This window comes from Paenibacillus lutrae (assembly GCF_009757775.1).
Classification (GTDB): Bacteria; Bacillota; Bacilli; order Paenibacillales; family NBRC-103111; genus Paenibacillus_F; species Paenibacillus_F lutrae.
The window spans coordinates 465,379-490,472 of record NZ_RHLK01000002.1 but is presented as its reverse complement, the minus strand read 5'-3'; the positions used below and the strand labels follow the sequence as shown (position 1 = coordinate 490,472).

Genomic DNA, 25,094 nt, shown 5'->3' with positions numbered 1-25,094 from the left:
TTGATCTTCGTTCTTCGCGTTCAGCTTTCGTAAAAAGACATAATCGCTTCAAGTTCGTCGATGGACAGGTCTCCTCCCCCAACGTCGGAAGGGGTCATTTCTTTGGAATCTTTAGAAGAGCAGTGCGTGATAACCGCTGACAAGCTTTGCTGAAAAAGTCCGGCAAATTCCGCCATGGAAGCCTCCGTATACTCATTCAGGTTGTACTCGATAAACAGAACCAGTTCGCCTTCCTCAATAACGCCTCCGATGTCGAGCGGAATTTCCCTGTCGGCTTCCGGGCTGACGGTCTGTCCCTGCGGTACAGGGGAGGCTTGGAATACATCCGTGTTAATATCCGTGTCGAACTGGCCCAGATAATTGAATTTGATCTCCGGTTCGCTGACTGCGCTGCCGCTTGTGGCCAGATACTTGCGGATGCCGTAGCCGATCCCTTTGCTGGGGATTTGCCTCAGGTTCTCTTTCGTCTGCTTGATCACGTAGCCCAGATCCTCGGAATTGGCCATATCCAGCAGAACCGGATAGGTGGAAGTGAACCAGCCGACCGTTCTGCTGACGTTCATCTCTCTTATGATTTCCTCACGGCCGTGTCCTTCCAGGCAGATGAAGACTTGGTCTTCGCCCGTCCACTGCTGAACAGCCATTCCGAGGCCGGTCATCAGAAGATCGTTAATCTCTGTCCCATACGCGGTATGAGCGCGGGCAAGGAGCTGATCGGTCTCCTCCTTTGGTAGCCGGAACGTATACGTCCGGTTATCCCGGTTCTTAAGCGACTGACCGCTGCTGAATCTTGGCAGCGGCTTCGCTTTTACAGCGTCCAACCGGCTCCAATAGTCGTTCTCGCGCTTCATTTCCCTGCCCTTTGCATACTCGGTGAGACCTTGCGCCCAGTGCTGATACGAATCCGTTTTGGCCGGAAGCTCGATCCTCTGATTCTGAACGGCCTGGGTATAGGCAGTTGTCAGATCTTCGAATAAAATCCGCCAGGACACCCCGTCGATGACTAGATGATGAATGACCATTGCGAAATGATCGCCCTCGTTTGTCCGGAACACCCCGAGCTTGACGAGCGGGCCATTCTCCAGATCTATACTGGCCTGAAGCTCATTTATGGCCGCGCCGATCCGTTCCCCAGGGTCGGCTTCGCCTTGAAAGTCGGCAATCGTCAGATGGAACAACTCACCGTCTGCATCACGGTTAATCTGCCTGACCAGATTGGAGCTATTCACCCGGATATCCTTGTCAGCACTATCGTCCCTGCTGTCTGGGCCTTCGGCCTTCAGCCGGAAGACCATTCTCAGAGCATCGTGATGTTCCACGATTTTCGTCCACGCTTCCTTCAGGGCTGCCAGATCGAACCTGTCTTTTTTGAACAAAACGACACCTTGGTTGTAGTGGTGCCTGTTCGTAAACTGCCGATCAAAGAACCACCTCTGGATCGGGGTAAGCAGCACTTCACCTTCCACGATTCCCTGGTCGATCTCCCGGCTGGCTTTATGGACATGCTTGGCCAGCTTCGCAATATGCGGGTTCTGGAAGAGATCCTTGATTCTCATTACATACCCGCGTGCATTCAGTTTGGAAGAAATTTGAATGGCCTTGATGGAGTCGCCGCCCAGTTCAAAAAAGTTATGCTGCGTACCGATTGGCGAGGTCCCCAGAACTTCTTCCCAGACATCCACCAGGCACTGCTCGGTTTCATTGGCAGCCACGGTGTATTCCTTGTCTGCAGCCGGATCGCGAACCGGCTCAGGCAGTGATTTGCGGTCCACTTTGCCGTTCTCCAGAAGCGGCAAAGCCGCAAGCTCCACCAGATGGCCCGGGATCATATAATCCGGCAGTTCATCCTGAAGCGCCTCCTTCAGAGCCTTGGGATCGAATCCGGCCTGCACCGTCAGGTAAGCGCACAAATACTTATCCCCGGCGCTGTCATCCCTGGCCATCACGACCGCTTCCTTCACGAGCGGCTGCTTCTGAAGCGCCGACTCGATCTCTTCCAGCTCAATGCGGAAGCCCCGCACTTTGACCTGGAAATCACTTCGTCCGGCAAATTCGAGATTGCCGTCCGGCAGCCATCTGCCGAGGTCGCCGGTGCGGTACAGCCGGAATCCTTCGCCGGGCCTGAACGGATCTTCGCTGAAAGCACGGCTCGTTTTCTCCGGATCGTTGAGATAACCGCGTCCTACACCGATGCCTGCTACGCATAATTCGCCGACGACGCCGACCGGGCACAGCTGCATGTCTTCGTTCACGACATACAGGTTCATGTTCGGCACCGGTCTGCCGATCGGAACGACAGGCATGCCGGCCGGAGCCGAGGTCATCATGTACTGGCTGACATCATCCGACGCTTCCGCCGGACCATACGCGTTAACCAGCGGTATGCCGGGGCATAGCTTGAACCATCTCTCGGCCGTCCCCGGCTTTACCGACTCCCCGGTTATGATAAGGTGACGCAGACTCCGAAGCGGATAGGCCCCGCTTTCCAGCGCATCCATCAGCATCGCCAGATACGTAGGAACGACTTCCAGCAGCGTAACCCCATCGCTGGCTATCCGGGCTGCAAACTTGCTCACTTCGAGCACAAGTTCCTTCGGATAGATTGCGGTCGTACCCCCCAGCGCCAAAGCGCCAAAGAACTGCCAGACGGAAATATCGAAGCACTGATTGGCGTTCTGCGCGAAGATAAGCCCGGAGTCCAGTTCCAGTTCTTCCGCTTCCGCATGGATGTGATTGAGCATCCCGAGATGTTCGATCATGACGCCTTTAGGACGGCCTGTAGAACCCGACGTAAATAAGATGTAAGCCAGCCGGTTTATGTCTGAAGCCAGACCTAAATTTTCTGCCTCTTCCGCTTCCAGCTGCTGAACGATTTTATCCAGGCATACGATCATACCCGTAAAAGATTCCGCCACTTCTTCTTCCAAGTGCGCAGACAGTGTCAGGAGTACTTTGGCACCGGAATCGAGCAAAATATCTTTTTGGCGCTTCACGCCATGAGAAGGATCCATCGGAACGTAAGCACCTTGCGCCTTCCAAATTCCGAGAACACCGGCCACAAACTGCGGGGTCCTCTCCAGCAGAACGGCCGCAACATCCTCTTCGCCAAGGCCGATCCGCCTTAAATACCGGGCGATTCGATTGGCGGAAACGTTCAGCTCTCCGTATGAAATTGCCTCATCTTCGTACAAAAGCGCGGTTTTGGAAGGCGCATTCGCTGCTGTCTCTTCAAACCGTTCATGAACGGTCCGTGTGAAATCATAGTCCCCCTTCCTGCCGTTAAATACCTCCACAATATGCCGGCGCTCGCTTGTCGTCACCACTTCCACTTCACCCAATGGCTTGTCCGGGTGCATAGTAAGCTCTCTCAGCAGATTCAAATAATGCCCGGTCATCCGCTCTGCCGTGTCTTCCTTGAATAAGGCGGTGCAGTACTGCAGGTCGAATAGAAGCCGGCCATCCTCCTCGGCCGCATCGAGCATGAGGTCGAACTTAGCCGCCGTATTTGTAAACGGGCAAGGTTCAAGCCGCATCCCGCCAAGCTTAACCGGTTGCTCTTCGGGATCAAACAGACTGAACATCGTATCGAACAGCGGATTCCGGCTTGTATCGCGTACGAGATTGAGCTGATCCACCAGCTTCTCGAACGGATACTCCTGGTTCTCCATAGCGGCCAGGACACTGCCGGATACTTCCTTCACCAGTTCCCGGAACGTCTTCTCCCGGCAAGGATAGGCACGCAGCGCTACCGTACTGACGAACATCCCCATCGCATCCTGCAGCTGCGGATGAGTGCGTCCGGCCACAGGCGAGCCCACCACAATGTCGCTTTGCCCGGAATACTTCATAAGCAGAACCTGATAAGCGGCAAGCAGGACGGCGAACAGGGTCGCTTTCGTTCCCGCAGCCGTCTCGTTCACCTGCCGGGTTAATGCTTCCCCTGCGGTGAAACGGATCGTACGGCCCTCGAAACTCTGCACCGGAGGCCGTTTGAAGTCCAGCGGAAGCTGAAGAACAGGCGGCTCGGTGCCTCCGAAGACATTCAGCCAGTAGGCTTCCTGCTCCTTCATCGCGTCGCCCGCAATGCGCTCCTGCTGCCATACGGCGTAATCTTTGTACGGGATGCTTGGAGCGGGAAGCTCCTTTCCTTCGTAAAGCGCAGTCAATTCTTTCAGCAGCAGCTGGCCGGAAATGCCGTCCGAAATAATATGATGCATGTCCAGCAGCAGCAAATGATTCCCTTCCGGTGTCCGGACAGCTTCTGCCCTCAGCAGAGGGGCTTCTCCCAAGTCAAAGGGACGGATAAAACTTGCCATCACGGAACGGATGTCGCCATCGAAATCGTCTTGAAGTTCCCTCTGTGTGATGGTAAACGCAGCTTCCTCGTGTACGATCTGAACAGGTTCTCCCTCTACTGTTACGAAACTGCTCCGGTAAATCTCATGCCTGGCAATTATCTGGCGCAGCTTATCTTCCAGTTTGTGTACGTCCAGGCGTCCGCTAACCTGATATGCGATGGGCATGTTGTAAGCCGTGCTGCTGTTTCCCTCCAGTTCATGGAGAATAAAAAGTCTTCTCTGCGCCGCACTGAGCGGATACGCTTCCCGGATTTGCGCAGCAGGGATCGCTTCCATTTCGGCGTGACTGCTTCCGGCTAACCGTCCGGCCAGCTGAGCAATCGTCGGATATGTGAAAACATCCTTGACCGACGCCTCCATATCGAGCTCCGAATATATTCTGGAGACGAACAGAATAGCTTTAAGCGAGTGCCCTCCCCTGTCAAAAAAGTCATCATGAATTCCCGCTTCTTCTGTGCCCAAAACCTCTTTCCAGATCAAGGAAAGTGTCTGTTCGAGATCGTTTCTCGGCGGTATGTACGGTTCCTTGCTCACGGCCTCCGGCTCAGGAAGCCGCTTGCGGTCGACCTTACCGCTCGGGTTCAGCGGAAGCTCATCCAGCTGAATGAAGTGCATAGGAATCATATACGCAGGTACCCGTGCAGCGAGAAAATCCTTGAGCTCCTGAGCGGATACAGGAGAAGTGCCTGTCACTGTGAAGTAAGCGCACAGGTAAGCGCTGCTGCGTCCGCTCTCTACCGCTACGACGGCATTCTGCCTGACGGCCTCGCATGCGGCCAGCGCGTTCTCAATCTCGCCCAGTTCGATGCGGAAGCCACGGATCTTAACCTGGTGATCCTTGCGTCCCAAGAATTCGATCCGTCCGTCCGGCAGCCACCGGCCCAAATCCCCGGTCTTGTATAGTCTTTGGCCGGGTACAGGCGAGAACGGATCCGTTCCGAACGATTGCCCCGTACGCACCGGATCATTCAGATAGCCTCTGCCTACGGCAATTCCGGCCACAGAGATTTCACCGGGAACACCTACCGGGCACAAGTTCATGGATGCATCCGTTATATACATCCGGATATTCGGCAGCGGCCTGCCGATGGACACCGGCTCCCCTTCCTCCGGGGCCCGCTCCATCAGCTCCTGGCTGATATCGTCGGCTGCTTCGGCCGGACCATAGGCGTTAACCATCGGAATCGCCGGGCAGAGCTCGAACCAGCGCTTAACCAGCGAGGTGCTGCCCGCTTCGCCTGTGATAAACACGTGCTTCAAGCTGCCCAGCCCTTCCAGGGCCGCAGGCTGCATTTCCAGCACGTCCATGACGACTGCCAAGTACGAAGGCACGACTTCCAGCAGCGTGACGCCGTCGGCTGCCAGCTTCTGCAGCAGGATGTGCGGCTGCAGAACAATCTCGTCCGGGTAGATAACCGTCGTTCCGCCAAGCGTGAGTGCGCCGAAGAACTGCCAGACCGAGATATCGAAGCAATGATGCGCATTTTGGGCGAACACCATTTCATCGGTTAAGCCCAGGAAGTCTTTTTCAGCCCAGATATGATTAAGCATGCCTTTGTGCTCGATCACGACGCCTTTCGGCTTTCCGGTAGAGCCCGAAGTGAATAAAGCATATGCAGCATCTTCGATGTGCACCTGTACCTGTACATTAGGAGCTGTGTCATCTGCGCCTATCGCTTCGGCTGCAAGATCTCCATCCCTGAAGCCGTATCCGTCCAGGTGCAGCAATCTTTCCGGGTACAGATTCTCAAGCGCGCTACTATCGTACCGGGATAAAGTCAGAATCAGGCGTGCGTCCGAATCCCCGATAATCGCTGTTTTCCTGTCCGGCGGGTAGTGGACATCCATCGGAATATACGCCGCCCCGGCTTTCCAGATCCCCAGAATAGCTGCGACCATGAGCGGAGAGCGCTCCAGCATAACAACGGCAAAATCCCCGGGCTGAAGGCCCTGCCGGATAAACAAGCTGGCGAGTCGGCTGCCGAGCCTGTTGAGCTCTCCATACGAAATCCGCTCTTCCCCGCAGATCAACGCCGTTCGTTCCGGGTCCTGCTCCGCATGATGCTCCACCCACTGATGAACGGTTTTATCCCACGGATATTCCACGGCATCCGTATTAAATCCGTCCAATATCAGCTTCGATTCTTCAGCGGTCAGGATATCAATCCCGCTAAGTTCGGGATCTTCATGTTCCGTTACCGCATGCGCCCCCTGCCGGATATGTCCTTCCATCCGGCGGATAAACGCTTCCCCGTAAAGCCGTCCATTGTAGGTGAACACGAACTCCAGCTCTGCCTGCGGAAACACCGTAATATCAAAATCGTAATTGGTATACTGGATCATTTCCGTCCCGGTAATGCGGATTCCGTTCTCTTCCCCAATCGTCTCATCATCCATGGGGTAGTTCTCGAACACGAGAATATGATGAATCAGATTGTTCTTAAGCGGCGTGTTCTTCTGGATATCCGCCAGCGACACGTAGTTATACCGGTTCGCTTCAATGACCGCATGGTGCATTTCTTGCAAAAGCCCGCCGAACGTCTTACCGGATGTATTCTTGACCCTCATCGGGACGGTATTGATAAAAATACCGACCATGTTCTCAATGCCCGGCACTTCCGGCGGCCTTCCCGATACAACCGATCCGAACACAACATCGTCCGAGTGATTGTATCTTTGAAGAATAACTCCCCACAAAGCATGAACGACCGTGCTCAAAGTAACCCCCTGCCGGGAAGCCAGCTTTTCGAGTGCAGACGTGAGCTCTACTGGAAGTTTGAAAGTATAAGTCTTGTAGTCATAATCCGCCAAGGCCTTCCCGGCCCCTACGGAAGAAGGGATCGACGCCTGCTGCTCATATTCAGTCAAATAGTCCGTCCAGTAAGCCACGGCTTCTTCCTTGTTCTGGCTGCCAAGCCATTCGAGATAGTCGCTGTACGGGTATACCTCCTCCAATTGCGGAGGCACCCCCTGTACAAGCGCCGCATAGATCTGGAAGAGCTCCTTGCCGAGGATGCTGAGGCACCAGCCGTCCATAATGATGTGGTGATAGCTCAGAATCATCGCATATTTGGTTTCTCCCAGCTTCAGCAGGGCAAGACGGATCAGTACATCCTTTTCCAGTTGGAAGCTTCTGCTCTTATCCTGCTCCAGGTAATTGCGGATTTCCTCTGCTTGTTCTTCTTCAGAAAGAAAAGCTATATCTTGATAATTGAGAGTTGTCTTTCTTTCCTTCAGGACGATTTGCAGAGGCTGATCTACATCTTTGGCGATAAACACCGTCCGCAGAATATCATGGCGCTCCAGTAGCTTATTAAAGCTCTTCTCAAATAACTCCGGGTCCATTTCCCCTTCCAGGGTCAGGTTCACTTGTTCAAAGTAAGCACCCGATTCCTGGTCCATTAAAGTATGGAAAAGAATGCCCTCCTGCATCGGAGTCATCTCGATTATGTTCACAATTTCAGGGCTACTCATGACTGCTCACTCCCTATTTTTTAGAAAAAATGCCCTGTCTGTCCGAGTTTAAAGAAATCGGTCTGCCGGTGCTTTCCACATTGGACCAGACCGGCAGCCTCTTTCCGGCTGATTTAGCCAGCCTTACGGTTAACCCATATCCCGCTCAAATCCCGCTTGTATGGAGGGCCACCTTGGTCGGCTGTTTGCTCTGACCGGGCCTATCAATCCGGCTACAGGTTTAACTTCAAGGAACCGGCTATTTTACTCAGCTGTTTCTGGGACAATTTGTTATATTGATAGTCCGTCGGCGTATATTCCTTGGTATCCTTCCCGCAGCAATGTTCGATCACTTCGGTCAAATGCTTCTTATAGAGATCGGCTAATTTCTCTGCCGTCTCCGCATCGTAATCGTGTTTGTTGTACTGAATGTCCAGCTCGAAAGATCCGCCACGGACCATCCCGTTCATTTGGAAAAGAGCAGGCCGCTCGAATTTAGGACCAATCTCCGCGCCTGCCGGGATGTCAGAAACCCCGATACTCCCCAAGTCAAAATCCCGGTCGAACTGCCCCAGATAATTGAACACGATCTCCGGCTTCAGCTGAAATCCGAGTGGAAGCTGATCCCGTTCCTTGTGCAGATGCTTCAAAATCTCATAGCCGATTCCTTTATGCGGCACTCTTCTCAGCTCGTCTTTGGTCGCTTTAATCCGATCAGCGAGAGTCTCTGTCTGCGTGCCTTCCAGAAGGAACGGATACAAGGACGTGAACCAGCCGACGGTTCTGGCTATATTCAATTCCCTGCCGATGTTCTCCCGGCCGTGCCCTTCGAGCTGAATCAGCACGCGCTGGTGGCCGGACCACTCTTTGATGGCCATCCCAAGGGCGCTGAGCAGCAGATCGTTCATTTCGGTATTGTAGGCAAAATGGGCATCCTTTAGCAGCTTCCCCGTAAGCTCCGGCTCCAGCGTTATTCGGACGGAGGCAGCATCTGCGGTCTTGTTGCTCCTCGCAGCGCCTCCCTTTCTCGGCAACGGTACCGTTACGGCGGATTCGATTTTTTGCCAATACGGAAGCTCCCGTAAAATCTCCTTCCCGGCTGCATACTCACCGAGCTGTTCCGCCCAGACTTTGAAGGAATCCGTCTTGTCCGCGAGTATAGGAGTCTGTCCGTTCTGCAGCTGGGCATAGAGTATTCCGAAGTCTTCGAGCAGGAATCTCCACGATACTCCATCAACGACCAGATGATGGATCACGATCAGGAGATGGTCACCTTCGGCCGTCTGGAAGAGTGCCAGCTTCACCAGCGGACCTTTGCTGATATTCATAGATGCTTGAACCTTGGCGCATTCTGCCGTGATAAGTTCACGGTTGTCGGCAACGTCTTTGACATCATGGACAGCCAATTGGAATAAACCCGGTTCCACACCGCGGTTGCGCTGGACAATCTTCCCGCCTTTACGCTGGTAATTCATGCGCAGGGCATCGTGATGCTTCACTAGATGATGGAACACTTGGCTGATTGTGTCCGGATCGAATCCATCCTGCTTTATTAGCACCACAGAGTGGTTATAATGCTGAACCGCCTCCCATTTCTGACCGAACAAACGGTGTTGAATAGGCGTGAGCGGTACTACAGCCTCCACCAGCCCCTGATCGATGGTGCGCACGGCCGGAATCACATATCTGCTCAGTTCCTTAATTCTCGGATGCTTGAACAGCGCCCTCACTTCCATCTTCAACCCTTGCCTCAGCAGGCGGGATGAAATTTGCAGAGCTTTGATGGAATCGCCGCCAAGCTCAAAGAAATGATGGCTCGTGCCGATTCCTTGGATACCGAGCGTATCCTGCCAGATATCAACAAGAATTTGCTCGGTTTCTGTCTCAGGCGCCGCATAGGCGGTCGTCGTATGCAGTCTGCTCTCCGGCTCCGGCAACGCTTGCCGGTTCACCTTGCCGTTCTCGGTTAAAGGCATTTGCTCCAGCAGCATGAATACAGCTGGAATCATATAGTCGGGCAGCCGTCCCGCTGCGTATTCTCTAAGTTCGGCGACCGTCGTTTCAGTGCGGACGGAGACATACGCACACAGGAACGGGCGCCCCTCCATGTCCTCCTTAACCGCCACAACCGCTTCCCGGATGACCGGGTTTCTCATCAGGCTGCTTTCAATTTCAGCCGGTTCTACCCGGTAACCGCGGATTTTGACCTGATGATCGGCACGGCCGATATATTCAATCGTTCCGTCCGGGAGCCATCTTGCCGTATCTCCTGTGAGATACATGCGCTTCCCGTCGCGGAACGGATCCGGCACGAATTTCTCCTGCGTCAAATCCATCCGGTTCAGGTACCCTCTTGCAAGGCCATGGCCGCCTACCGCCAGCTCACCCGGCACACCGATCGGCGCCAGCTTCCCGTGTGGATCCAGAATGTAGACCCGCGCGTTATGAATCGGCCGTCCGATGACCGGCTGCTCCTTGAACTCTTCGAAGCGGCTGAAGTCGATCTTGTGCGTGATGCACCCGATTGTGGCCTCCGTAGGCCCATAATGATTGATGAAGACTGTCTCCGGATTCTGAACATGAAAGGCCTCGATGTCCGCAGGCTTCATCTTTTCTCCGCCCAGCACAATTAATCTTAAGGACTGTACCGGCGGCCGGTTCTCGAAAAGCTCATTGTGAACAAGCATATGAAACAGCGAAGGTGTCGCTTTGATGTAAGTGATGCCGGCTTCCCCGATGTATTGCAGCACCCGTACCGGATCTATCGTGTCATGCTTATCCACTAAATGCAGCTCACAACCGCTCAGCAGAGCCGAATACAGCACCGTATAGCCCAGATCAAAGCTTGCCGATGAAAGCAGCATCGTCTTGTCCCGGCTTCCGATGTTATATTGCCGGCTGAACCAGGTTGTATAGTTAATCAGATTGCGGTTCTCCACCATGACGCCTTTGGGAAGACCCGTCGTGCCTGACGTATAAATGACATATGCAAGATCTTCCGGCCGGGACGGGCACCTTACATTGAGGTCATCCCCGACGAAGAACTCCACATCATCGAGGAAGTACACCCGGGTATCCGGGCTTATTTTGTCCGTGAATTTGCGGTAATTCAGGAGCATGGAAGCTCCGCTGCTTTCAATCATGTAATTGACGCGTTCGGCAGGAAACTCCGGATCTACCGGCAGATAGGCACAGCCGATCTTGAGTGCCGCCAGAATGCCGACGATAGTCTCCATCCGGCTATCAGCCATAATAGCCACGATCGGAGTGGTTCCCGCAGCTGCGGACATCTTGGCACTGTCTCCCATTCCTTCGGAGAGGAGCACGCGCGCCAATTGATTCGCACGGCGGTTCAGCTCCGAGAAGGTTAATCGGCTGCCTTCATATACAAGCGCCCCTGCATTCGGGGACTTCTCCACCTGCTGTTCGAACAAATCAATTACCGTCTGATCGGACGGATACTTCTCGGCAGCCCGGTTAAACGTATGAAGCAGAAGCTCTCTTTCCGAACCGGGCAGCAGCCCGATATCACGGATGGGCTTACCTGCTTCCTCCGGAAGTGCGGCAAGCAGGTGCAGAAGTTGATCAGCCAGCCGCTTTATGGTGCCTGCCCGGAACAGTGCTTTGGAATAAACAAGCTCAAAGCGGATTTCTTCGCCTTTTTCCTCCGCATTCAAACTGAGATCATATTTGGACGAATAAGATGGCAGCTCGTAAGGCCGGACCCGGAGACCTTCGGCACTGAACTCGGCTGCATCGGTAATCAGCATCGTAAACATGACATCAAACAACGGATTCCGGCTCAAGTCCCTCTTCAGTTGAAGACGTTCTACCAGATCCTCAAACTGATATTCCTGATTGTCATAAGCGTTCAGGCAGTTCCCTCTGACCTCTTCGAGAAAAGCCAGGAACGTCTTCTCCCCGGACGGCCGATTCCGCAGCGCCAGTGTGTTGACGAACATACCCATAACCGGCTGCAGGTCCGCATGATTCCGGCCTGCGACCGGAGAACCGACAATGATATCTTCCTGACCGGCGTATTTGGACAAAGCCGTGCTCAAGGCCGCAAGCAGCACCATATAGAGGGTGGAGCCGGTGTCCAGCGCGAGTCTTCTCAGAGCCGCAGCAGGAGCCGCAGGCAGATGGAACGAGGTTTTGCCTCCCTCGAAACTCTGCTTCTGCGGACGGGAGAAGTCTGTCGGCAGCGTTAGAACCGGCAGTTCGCCGCCAAACTGTTCCAGCCAGAACAGCTCCTGGTTCTTATAGCTTTCATGCCGCACAGCCCGGTTATGCCAATCCGTGTAGTCCTTATATTGAATCGGCAGCGGACTCAAGGAGCCCCCACGATATACTTCATTGAATTCTCTTATAAAAATATCCACCGAATTACCGTCGGAAATAATGTGATGCATATCGAGCAGCAGCAGATGACGATTCTCTCCAATCCGGACCAAGCCGACTCTTAGGAGAGGAGCTTGTCCCAGATCGAACGGCTGGACGAACTCTTCCGCAAGTACGGCCAGCTCCTCTTCTGCGGCTTCCCCGAGATGACGGATGGCAAAAACCGCCTCGTCATGGATGACCTGCACGGGCTCGTCATCTTCCAAACGGAAAGATGTCTGGAGCGCGTCATGCCGCTGGAGAAGAGTCTGGAAAGTCATTTCCAATCTATCCATATCCAGCAGACCGTTTATTTCAAAAGCAGCTGCCATGTTATAAGAAGTGTTCCGCTCTTCGTTAATCTGATGCAGCAGGTAAAGACGTTTCTGAGCCGGTGAAACCGGGTAGAATTCCTGTTTTTCTCTGACTGGAATAGGCGAATATGCATTGGCGCTTGCTCCCAGCTGCTTAATGAGCTTAGCGAGCCCCGCGACCGTCGGACTCGCGAACATGGCCCGTACCGGAATTCCGGTACTCAGCTCCCGGTTGATCCGGGCGATTACGACGGAAGCTTTGAGCGAGTGACCTCCGATTTCAAAGAAGTGATCGTGGACACCTACTTGATCCACCGACAGCTCTTCTGCCCAGATCCGGGCCAATGCCTCCTCGGTCTTGTCACGGGGAGCCACGTACTCGATCCCGCTCTGCATGTAGCTCTGCGGATCAGGCAGGGCACCGCGGTCCAGCTTGCCGTTGGACGTAATCGGCAGCCGCTCCAGCGGAACGAAAGCCGCCGGAACCATGTATTCCGGCAAAGATTCCAGCAGGTGGCTGCGCAGTTCAGAACTGCGGAATTCACGATCTCCCACATAATAAGCGCAGAGCTGCTTATCTCCTTCTCCGGCTCCTCTGACGAGCACGACTGCTTCCTGTATCCCGGACATACCGGAGAGAGCATGCTCGATTTCGCCGAGTTCGATGCGGAAACCGCGGATTTTGACCTGATGGTCGATCCTCCCAATGTACTCGAATTCTCCGCTCGGCAGCATCCGGGCAAGGTCTCCGGTCTTGTACAGCTTCTCCTCCGGTCTGTGGGGATTCGCAATGAAACGCTCAGCCGTCAGCTCCTCCCGGTTCAGATACCCCCTCGCTACTCCGTCGCCGCCTACATACAGTTCTCCGACTACTCCAATCGGTACGAAACGCTTCTGATCATCAAAGATGTAACAGCTTAAGGTCGAAATCGGTTTCCCGATATTACTCAAATCCGTTTGAAGCTCTTGTTCTGTAATCTCTTTATACGTGACATGGACCGTTGTTTCCGTAATGCCATACATGTTAATCAATCGGGTATCCGCGTAGAAATTCCGCCACCAGCGCAGCATGCCGGGCTTTAAGGCCTCGCCTCCGAAAATTACGTAACGGATCGAATCAAGCTGCCTGCTTGTACGTTTCTTTTCTTCCTGAATGAGATGGTAGAAAGCAGTCGGTGTCTGATTAAGAACCGTAACCCGTTCGCGGATCAGCAGTTCGATACAATCCTCCGGGCTCTGCGCCGTCTCCTTCGGTACGATGACAAGCTTACCGCCATGCAGCAGCGCCCCGTACATTTCCCAGACGGAGAAATCGAAGCAGTAAGAATGGAACATCGTCCATACGTCCCGCTCGTTAAAATCGAACTGAATCCGGTCGTTGAAGAGAAGACGGACCACATTCCGGTGTTCGATCATCACGCCCTTCGGTCTTCCCGTCGTTCCCGACGTATAAATGATATAAGCCATATGTCCGGGGCTGACTTCCGCCTCCGGGTTACTGCCCTCATACTTCTCATATGCTTCTCGGTCCGATACATTCAGCAGCACGCCTTGGAAAGTTACCCCATGAGGTACTTCCCCACCGGCTCCTCCAGTCAAAAGCAGGCGGGTGCCGCTGTCCTCCAGCATGAATGCGATCCGCTCCTCCGGGTAATCCGGGTCAATCGGCAGGTAAGCGGCTCCTGCTTTGAGCGTGCCGAGAATTCCGGCAATCATCTCGGTAGAGCGCCCCATCATCAGGCCCACGATCGTGTCGGGACCGGCTCCCTGCTCCCGCAGCCAGCCCGCAATCCGGTTGGCCTGTTCATTGAGCTGTCCGTAGGTGACAACTGAACCGTCCAGCACTACGGCCGTCCGCTCCGGCGTACGCGCCGCCTGTGATTCGAACAGGCCATGTATCGTTGCACTCCGGTCATAGTCCGCCTGCGCCAGGCTCAAATCCCCCAGTTGGAGCTGTTTTTCCTCGTCTGTCAGGAGCTCGATAGCACCAATGGACCGATCCGTATTCTCTGCAAGCAAACCCAGCAGCCGGACATAGTGGGTAAGCAGTCTGCTGACGGTGGCTTCCCCGAACAAATGCGTCGCGTAATCCGCATGCAGCAGCAGGTGATCTTCCCGGTCTTCTGCGGTGAACAGTAAATCGAATTGAGAGACACCCGGATTGATTTCAGCAGGACTAAATTTCACACCCGCTGCTGTCCGCTCCGTAATGCCCATATTTTGAAGAACGAACATCGTGTCGAATAGAGGCCTTCTTCCCGGCTCCCTCTGAACTTCCAGCTTGTCAACCAGCAGATCAAACGGATAATCCTGATGCTCAAAAGCAAGCAGGCATGATTCTTTGACACGCTGCAGGAAATCCAAGCAGTTCATACTTCCGTCCACGCTGCTGCGAATCGCAACCGTGTTAACGAACATCCCGATCATCTGCTCCGTATCCGGATGAAGTCTTCCCGATACAGGCGTGCCGACGATCAGATCGTCCTGTCCGGTATATTTGTGAAGCAGGATCTGATAGGCCGACAGCATCACCATAAACAGGGTTGTGCCTGCAGCGCGCGCGAGCCTATTCAGCCCGGCCGCCAGATCCTCGTCCAGACTCCATGTAATCCGGCTGCCCCGGGCAGACAGCTGCGCAGGCCTGCTATAATCCGTCGGCAGGCTCAGAATCGGCAGGCTTCCCTTGAATTCATTCAGCCAGTAGGCCTCCTGCGCCTTCAATTGCTCTCCTGTGGCCAATTCCGTCTGCCACGCTGCATAGTCTTTGAACTGGAGCGTCGGTTCCGGCAGTTCTTCTCCCTCATACAGGCGGATCAGCTCATCCAGAAAAATGGAAACCGATACCCCGTCCGAGACGATATGGTGCATATCGAACAGCAGGATACTTTCCTGCTGCGAGAAGACAGCAAGCTCGGCACGCAGCAGCGGAGCCTGCCGCAGATCGAATGGCCGGACAAATTCGCTTACCCTTGCTTGCCAGCTCTCTTTGGCCGCTGTATATTCCGGAATAACGAATTCCGCAGCATCCACAACCTTTTGAACAATCCGACCATCCTCTTCCATTTCAAAAACCGTCCGGAAGGCTTCATGGCGCTTCACTACCTGTCGTAACGATTCCTTTAAGCGCTGCTTATCCAGCTTCCCTTCGATAACCAATTGCCCCGGCACGTTATAAACAAGTCCGTCCCCTTCCAGTTCATTCAAAAGGTATATTCTCTGCTGTGCGGAAGACACCGGGTACTTGTCTTGTCCTTCTGCCAGAGAGAGAATGGGACTGTAAGCCGATTTGTCTGCGTTGTGAAGCAGCTTAGCGAGTTCTCGCACAGTACTATGGCCGAAAAGCTCGCCCAATTGAACGCGTTTGCGGAGGGACTGATCCATCCGGGACAGCATAATCGTCGCTTTCAGGGAATTGCCGCCCAGCGAGAAAAAATCATCCTGAGTCCCAATCGGGCTAACCCCCAGGATTTCCTCCCACAAGGCAAGGATCTGCCGCTCCAGCTCACTTGCCGGTGCTTGAATCGTCTCGTCGTCTGAAGGAAGCGGGAGCATCGACAGATCAAGGCTGCCGTCCGGCAAATACGGAATCGAATCAACCGGAATGACCATCCTCGGAATCAGATGATCCGGCAGAAGCGCCGCCATCGCTGCCTTAGCGGCATACGCGCTGACGGTCTGGCCGGCTTTGCCCGCTGCGTATACGGCCAGAGAAGCGCCGGCGCCATCCCCGCCTGTAAGGTGAACCGCGCAAGAGGCGATACCCGGTACGCTCATCAGAATTTGTTCCAGCTGCTGAACGTGAAATTGAAAGCCTCTGATCCGGGTAAGCTTGTCCTTGTCTCCAATTACAAGGACCTCCCCATCCGGTTTATACATGGCGAGCTTGCCCGACGGAGACCAGTTCTCTTCGCTTCGTATATACAATTCCCCCATAGTCCCGGCGGCGGCAGGCTGCAAATAACAGTCCAGAACAGCCTGTCCGCTCTGAACAGCCGATTCGGACTGTTTACGGAGCTGATCGGGAGAAAGCAGGGACAGCTCCGACAAACGTGATGTCTCTTCACGGCTCAACTGCTGTAAGAGATGAATGAACGCTTCGGACCACTGCTTCATAATGTCCGGTTCCACCAAATCTGTGCTGTAATCGAAATCTAGCCACAGTTCTTGGCGGATTTCCGTTACATTCAGAAAAAGATCGTAGTGCAGATATTGAACGGGATATGGAAGCATCTCAGTCTCCAGACCCGGGAATCTAAAGTTTTGTATCGGCCGGTCCATATTGAATAAAAGATTAAGCACAGGCAAGTGGCTGCCCGGCAGCCGCTCTGCAAGGGAGGCCAGCGAGTAGTTCTGATGAGCCTCCAGAGCGGCCATGCTCCGCTTAACTTGGCCAAGATAATCGGCAAAACGGTCGGATCCCTGTGCCCGGGTTATGACCGGAAGCAGGTTTACGCAGTTTCCGACAAGACAGTAGGCGCCCATTTGGGCCTGTCCGGCTGTCGGAATCCCCACAGTGATCTGCTGCTCTCCGCTCAGCCGGTGCAGCAACAGCTTGTATGCGCCAAGCAGCGTTACGAACAGGCTGTTCTTGGAGCGGATACTCAGCGCCTTAAGCTGCTTGGTTAGTAGGCCGTCTATTCTGACGGTAATCCGGCTGCCGTGATGCTGCCTGCGGCGCACATGGCCTTCAGGCGAAGGAACCGCCAGTACCGGGAGCGGATTCCGGAATTGTTCTTTCCAGAATTCGGCCGCCGCCAGGCTTCCTTCCTGCAGCTGCTGGTTCTGCTGCCAGTTCATGTATGCCCGGAACGGGACAGCGTCCGGCAGTGCGGCAGCGGTTCCTTGGAGCAGAGCGGAATAGACTTGCTGCAGCTCGCCAACAAGGAGCGCGATAGACCAGCCGTCCACGGCGAGATGGTGGAAGGTCAGCGACATGTAGTACTCGCCTGCGCCACGCTTCAGGATGCGGACCCGGAACAGCGGTTCACCCGATCGCGGGTCAAATGCTGCCGAGTCTTCCAGAAGCCAGCTGCGGTAGCTTTCTTCCTGCTGCGGTACAGCGAGGGTTGAGATGTCTTCCAGATAAATAGGCACATCTGCCCCGGGCAGGACAACTTGAAATTCCCCGCCCGGATCAATAACCGTTCGCAAAGCTTCATGCCGCTCCACCAGTCTTTGAAGAGCCTGCTCCATGACGGGTACGCTGAGCTGGCCCGTCATCCGCAGCAGCAGCGACTGGTTCAAGGCAGCCGACTCAGCGCTGCCCGTCACCGAGGCGAACCAAAGCTGCTTCTGCTCATTGGTAAGCGGCAGTCTGATCTCCGCTGTGCCTGCGGACGAGGGAGTGTTATCCGTTAGCAGTGCCTTAACGGACAACTCCGAATTCATCCGTGTGATGGCAGGAGCCGCAGTCATCGGTTCCGGATGTCTGCCCGGACCCGCTGCGGAAACTGCCAGGCTGCCGCCTTCCGCCGAAACCGTTGGCCCCGCTTCCAGGGAGCGATCCTTCCCGCCGCCCGGCGGACGCCCCGGAGGCTCCGGCAGGAATCCGCCGGCCCGCAGCACGTCTACGGTTTCTTTTACCGCGCGGATAATGATCTCCATATCTTGACGGGTATGGGCCGTCGACAGGAAGCAGTTGCGGCCTTCCCAGATATAAATCCCTTTGTGAATCAAGTGATAGAAGAACAACTCAGTGTCGCCGAACGATACAAAACGGAACAAAGAGCCGAAATTCACCATATGAATCGGAACGCCTGACGCCTTAAAGTACGCGTTCAGTTCTTTCATCAGGTAAGCGGTCTGATCGTTCAACTCACTGAACAGCCGCTCCCCTTCCTCTTTCAAATAGGTCAGTGTCCGCAGGGCGACCCTCATCGTAAGCGGATGCGTACAGAAGGTGCCCCCGACGAAGGTTTTGCGCTTCGCGCTTTGCGGATATGAGCTGTCTCCGAAATTCCAGCTTCCTCCGTCTACCGGATCGACGAAAGCCGTCTTCCCCGCCACAAGTCCGATCGGCATACCGCCTCCTACGACTTTTCCGTAAATGACCAGGTCGGCGCGGATATCAAACCACTCTTGGGCCCCGCCCAAGCCGATGCGGAAGCCGGTAATCACTTCGTCGAAGATCAGCGCAGTGCCGGATGCCGCAGTAATGGAGCGGATCTCCTGCAGGAATTTCTTCGGCTGAAGGTCCGGCCTGCGGCTCTGGACCGGCTCCACTAACACGGCCGCCAGCTCGTGAGCATGTCTCCGTATGACCTCAAGTGACTCCGGATTGTTGTAAGGCAGCATTATGACGTCCTGCATGTAATGATCCGCAATTCCCGGTGCCATCGGCACTGCAAACGCATCGGGAGAATCCGGAGACGCAACACCAAGTACACCATCAAAAGTCCCATGATAAGACCCGGAGAAAATGACAATTTTCGACCTTCCCGTCGCCGCTCTGGCCAGACGCATCGAGACCATGACGGCTTCAGTCCCCGAATTGTAGAAAGCGACTCGCTCGGCTCCCGTCAACTCACAAATCAGTCCCGCTACCTCTCCGGCAATATCCGACATCGGGCCAAGCGGAGGCAGATCCGTGCGTGCATTTTCCTGTACGACCTCATTCAGGAATTCCGGGTTGTGCCCCAGCAGATTAACACCGAAGCCCATCGTCAAATCAATATATTCATTGCCATCCACATCCCACATTTTCGATCCCGTGGACTTCTGCGCGATGATCGGATATACCATTTCCTTCCAGTACGAACGGAAACCCGAGACATTCCGGTTATTGGCATGAACATGCCGGGTGTCGGACGTCAATCGCTTGGAGCCTTGGGTCCGCCCGATATACTGCTGCATGAAGTCCGCCAGGTAGCGGCTTTGCCTGGGCGTAAATCCTCCATCCTCTCCAATGACGAGAGGCTGGTACGGAACGAACGGCTTGGAGCCGGCTTCGGCGGTTGCAGCGGTTGCAGCAGTTGAGGCAGTTGAGGCAGTTGAGGCAGTTGAGGCAGAGCCGGCCGACTTAGCAGGCTCCGTAGCCCGCAGGCCGCTTATGGGCCCCGCCGCCGCTCCTGCGCCAACGGCGGCCGGGCCAGCGGGGGCACCTGCAAGCGGTGTGCCGCTGCCTGTTACTGAACCTGCTGTAAACCCGATTGCCGGGTCACTTCCCTGCACCTGCTGACGATCTGATCCCGGCAGGACAGCGCCGCTGATAACATCCAGCTGGCGGTTCATAATACCCGCGAAGTTCTGCTGCTGGGCATTCATCAGTTCCAGCTGCATAGTCAGCAGCCGCTCGATCGTTCCCCCGCCAGCCGCATAATTCGCCGCTCCGCTCCCCGTAATCGTGGACGGCTCGGCTAATTCAGGCTGCTGCGGGGACATGCCCGCAAATGCCGGTGCACCCGTAAGCGGCTGCCACGCTCCCACTTGCTGACGGTCTTCCCTCGGCGGTACCGGCTGGCTCTCCCTCAGCGGCACTACCTTGCCGGCTGATTCGCCCAGATAAGCAGGCTGACGCGCTGTATCCCGGCCTGCTGCCGCCTCCGCCCTATTAATGACAGACGGAGCCGGACTATGATCCGCAACATAAGCGGCAAGTAACGAAAGATTCGTGACGGACTCGAAGAACTGAGCCATCGGAACGTCCACGCTGTACGTATCCTCAATCTCTTTTCTCACCTGCACAAGCATGATCGAATCCAGCCCCATCTCCAGGAAGTGCAGGTGATCGTCGATCCCGTCCGCTTCAAAGCCGGAAGCCCGGGCGACGATATCCCTCAGCTCTCTTGTGATTCCCTCAGCGGTGATGGCAGAAATGCCTCTTTTCCGATCAGTCTCGTATACATCCGGCACCCCGTCTTGGTAATCCGCGGCCGCTTGACGCAGATAAGGAAGACTCCGCTCCTGCACCGCTTCATATGCTGCAGCCGTTTCCTGCCTCAATGCGCCGCCACCGCCCAGCGCGTGAGAATTGAGACCGGGCGGGCCGATTTGTCCGGCATTCTGCGCAAACTTCGGGCTATAATCCGCCCAGCATCTGCTGCGTTCAAAAGGATACAAAGGCAGCGGAACTCTCCTCGCGCCGCCTGAAGCAGCGTGCAGTGCTTGCCAGTCTATGACTGCGCCCTGGACATACAATTCGCTGAGCTGGTTTGCCTGCTTCTCACCGGTATAACCCTGCAGCAGTACTTGCGCTATTACGGCAGCCGCTTCTTCCCTGCTGTTGAACAGATCGGTGTCCGTCACTTCGCCCGGCGCTTTAACCCGGCCCATATCGGATACGATTTTGAACACGCCTTGATAAATTCCCGGTCCAGACTGCCCGGATGCCAGCAGCCGGAGCTTATCCAGCAGTTCATTCGCTGAGGAGGCGGCAATTCCCGCACGATGCTCCAGATGTAAACGGCCCGTATTAGCCGTGAAGCACACATCATCAAGGGGCAGAGAGTCATTATGCGCCAGAAGATTCTCGTAAGCACGAACCAGCTGATGCAGAGCCGCTTCGCTTTTAGCGGATAATGTCAACACATACGCCTGCTCCGGATTGTTAGCGCCCTTAGCTGGTTTCACAGCCTTGAACTGCTCTACCACCACATGTGCATTAGTCCCGCTAAACCCGAAGGAGCTTACGCCTCCCCGGATCGGAGCTTCCCCTTTGTGAAGCGGATTCCGGACGGAATCGACATAGAACGGGGACGCCTGGAACTGGATATTTTTGTTCGGTTTCTTAAAATGAAGCAGCGGCGGGTTCTCCTGATGCTTAAGCATCAGCACCGATTTAATCAAACTTGTAATTCCGGCAGCTTCAAATAAATGCCCGATATTGGTTTTGACCGATCCGATTGCACAAAACTGCTTCTGATCCGTATACGCTTCAAACGCTTGGCTCAAACCGGCAATCTCAATAGGGTCGCCCAGCTTCGTCCCGGTTCCATGAGCTTCGATAAAAGCAAGCGTGCTCGGATGAATCCCGGCATCCTGCCAGGCAGCCTCCACTACACCGGCCTGTGATACCGGATTCGGTGCCGTAATCCCGATGGTGGCGCCATCCTGATTCACGGCGCTTCCCTTGATAACGGCGTAAATGTGGTCGCCATCTTCCACGGCTTTGCTGAGCGGCTTCAACAGAACCGCTCCGACCCCCTCGCCCACACCCGTTCCGTCCGCATCCATGTCAAAAGTCCTGGCTCTGCCGTCCCGGGACTCCATGTCCAGACCCAGCCTTGTAGGCAGCAGCATCGTGCGAACGCCTCCGGCAATTGCCATCTCACAGTCTCCGGACTGTAAGGCGCGGCACGCCAGATGAACCGATACCAGGGACGAAGAACAGGCGGTATCCACCGTCACGGCTGGTCCCTTCAGATCCATAAAATAAGAAATTCTGCTTGCCAGTACAGAAGGAAGATTCCCTACAATATACTGGGAGAATTTCCCCGGGCTGCTTTTGGCAACCAGCCGCTCATAATCGTTGCCGACCTTGGAATAGCCCACATAGACGCCGACCTTGCTTCCCCGCAGCGAGCCGCCCGCATACCCCGCATCCTCAACCGTATGCCAGGCGGTTTGCAGGAACAGCCGTTGATTCGGGTCCATGAGAGCCGCTTCCGCCGGACTGATTTTGAAGAAGGCATAATCGAACTTGTCGATCTCATCCAGATAGCCACCCTGGACAAATCCGTGCTCCTCAGGATTGCAGTCCATTGCAGCCAGGTAGGCAGCGGCATCCTTCTGCCTTTCCGTGCCGTAAGAACTAATGCTGTCTTTACCGTGTACGAGATTGTCCCAGAACTCATCCGCCGTTGCGGCTCCAGGAACGTTCAAAGACAATCCGATAATCGCGACATCCTTGTCGGAAATGTCAGGCGCAGTATCCCGCCCCGCGTGTTCTACTGTCTGGCCCCGCTTCAGCAGATGCGCTGCCAGATCGGCTATGGACGGGTAGGCGAACAAATCCGTTACGGACAGACTTACGCCGTAATGATTCTCTATTTTCTCAAGAATTTGCACGAGCTGGATGGAGGTCGCTCCAATTTCGAAATAACCGTCCATGAGATTAATCCGGCGCTTACGGAGTACTTCACAGCAAATATCATGCAGAGTCTGCTCGATCTCTCGTGCTGCGGCTGCGGTCGTTCCGGACGCTGCATCCGCGCGGAGGGCAGACTTCTCGAATGAGGCGGAATCCTCCGTATGCTTCTGAGCTGGACGCGGGTTATCCGAGTGCTCACCATGCGCGAATTCCGCTGTTTCCGGGGCAGGTTCCGGCTCCTTCACGGTCCCGGAGGCAAGCGCCTGTGAGTCAGCCTGCGTCTTAGGCGTAGCTGCTTCGCCAGCCTCTTGTATTCCAGACTGCTGCGGCTGCTGCGGCTGCTTCGCCGCTTCCGCCGTATTCCTTCCTGCACTTTCCTCCAACTGATCAAGAAGCTCCCCTAATTCCGCAATCACTTCGGAGAACTCGCCGGCTTCGTACTGCTTGGCCAGCTTATATCTTTGTACTTTCCCGCTAGTCGTCTTGGGCAGCTGTTTGATCGGCACAATGCTGTTAATTGCCCAGCCTCCGCTACGAGCCAGCAGCTTTTGCAAAGCAAGCGCGATTGGCGCAAATTTAGCCAGCGTTCTTTTGGATACGACAAACACAGCAATTTCTTCTTCTCCGGATTCAGGGTTCTTGACGCCGCACGCCGCTACCCGTCCAAGCTCGACCCCTTCCACTTCCTCTGCTACCCGTTCAATGTCATGCGGATAAATATTGCCGCCGTTTATAAAAATAATATCTTTGGCACGGCCCGTAACAATCAGTCGTCCCTTGCGTATAAACCCGAGATCACCCGTAATGACCCATCCGTCCGGGGTGAACAAAGCTGCTGTGGCCTGAGGATTGTGGTAGTAGCCCTGCGTCACATTGCGGCCCTTAATCTGGATCATGCCGATCGTGTCTTCTGCAAGCGGCTCGTTATTCTCATCCGCAATCCTCATCTGGCAATATTCGATAACAGGACCGATATCTACGAAGCTGACCACGTTAGGAGCTTCCGGAGCCTCTTCCACTACTTTCTCCCCCGTGTTCAGATGGTCGCGGTTCAGATAGTACGTCACGAACTGGTAATCCGGAGAATCAATGGCAACACCAACCGAGGCTTCCGCCAGTCCGTATGCGGGAATAATAGCATTGCGGCTTAAACCATAAGGAGCAAGCACATCCAGGAAGGTGTGGCATAACTCCGTCGAAATCGGTTCCGCTCCGTTCAGAATGACCCGCACGCTGGATAAGTCCCAGCCTTCCGCTTTTTCCGGTTTGAAGAAGGTCAAAAAGTAGTTGTAGCCAAAATTGGGCGATGAGAGATGAGTCACTTTATGCTGACTTGTCTTTTTCATCCAGAGCACCGGCTGCCGGATGAACAAATTGGTCGGCATAATATATTGAGTAATCCCAGCGATATACGGGGAAAAATGGTTGCAAATTAGTCCCATATCATGTGTTAACGGCATCCATTGCAGCGTGGAATCGTTCTCCGACAATTCTTCTCTAAGACTGATCGCGCAAGCATTGTGAATGAGATTATCATGGGTCAGCATGACGCCCTTGGGATCTCCCGTTGACCCTGATGAGAACTGGATAAAAGCCAGGTCCTCCGGCTTAGGACTATAGGAGACCCCATGAGGCCTATGCCCGTATTCATCCTCCATCGTCAGAACCTTGCCCTCCATCGCGTGGAGCAGATCCGATGAATCGCCTTTGGTTTTGAGCTTCGTCAAGTTCTCAAGTGTCTTGCCCGTTGCAAGCATGAACGGTTCTTTGAGAAGCTGCCAGATCTTAAACACTTTCATTTTGTGCTCCTCGTTATTGCCTACGCTAAGGGGCACCGGGATCATTCCGCCCATCACACAGGCCCAGAAAGCCGTCAGAAATTTCCGGTTATCATCCAGTTGAAAGACGATTTCCTGCCCCCGCCTGATTCCCTGATCCTGCAGAACATTCAGAAACCCCATCGCTTCGTTATAGAAAGCCTGATAGGAAAGAAAAGTCTCCTGCTCATCGCCCTCAATGAATGTGATTCCTTTATTCTGGACCCCTTTTCTTCCTTCGATTACATCTGCCAATGTCTCCAATTGATCTATGAACATAGATTCCCCTCTCTCATGTAAATATTTGGAATGCGCTTTACCGCTCATGATGAGTTGCGTCAAAAATAGACCCTTGTTAGCCTCCGAATCTATTAATAGTTTCTATATTTTCTTTTTTATGGGTATAAAGAAGCATACAACGCCCCTGAACCGGAGCTGTATACCTATCAATCTACCTATACGGCTGCTATGAAGTGACGGGTGTCGTCCTTTGTTGACGGAGGCAATCTTCCTATCCGCGTTTGTTCAAGCATGGTCTTTTTCTCACGACACGGTTGGCATCTGGGAGTATATCCCTATAAACTTTAGCTAAAATTCCAACATCTGGTACTTTAGTTCAATAATTAAGTAAGTCGATTTAACCATATTCATGACCTCTATTCTGTTGTAAAATAGCGCAGAAAGCGATAAAGCGTTGAATTACAAGGGATTTTGTTATTGATGGTGGCGGCCGGCTGGAATGGAT

Annotated in this window: 2 protein-coding genes; both read right to left on the bottom strand. The window is 54.4% G+C overall.

The features are described 5' to 3' along the window. Positions 1-20: 20 nt before the first annotated feature. Positions 21-7,832: a non-ribosomal peptide synthetase gene (locus tag EDM21_RS04510; RefSeq protein WP_157333271.1), complete on the bottom strand. Its 7,812-nt coding sequence runs from the start codon at positions 7,830-7,832 to the stop codon at positions 21-23. A gap of 212 nt (positions 7,833-8,044) precedes the next feature. Then, entirely contained in the window at positions 8,045-24,628 is a 16,584-nt protein-coding gene (locus EDM21_RS04505) for a non-ribosomal peptide synthetase (RefSeq protein WP_166541821.1), read from the bottom strand. Between the last annotated feature and the right edge of the window lie 466 nt (positions 24,629-25,094).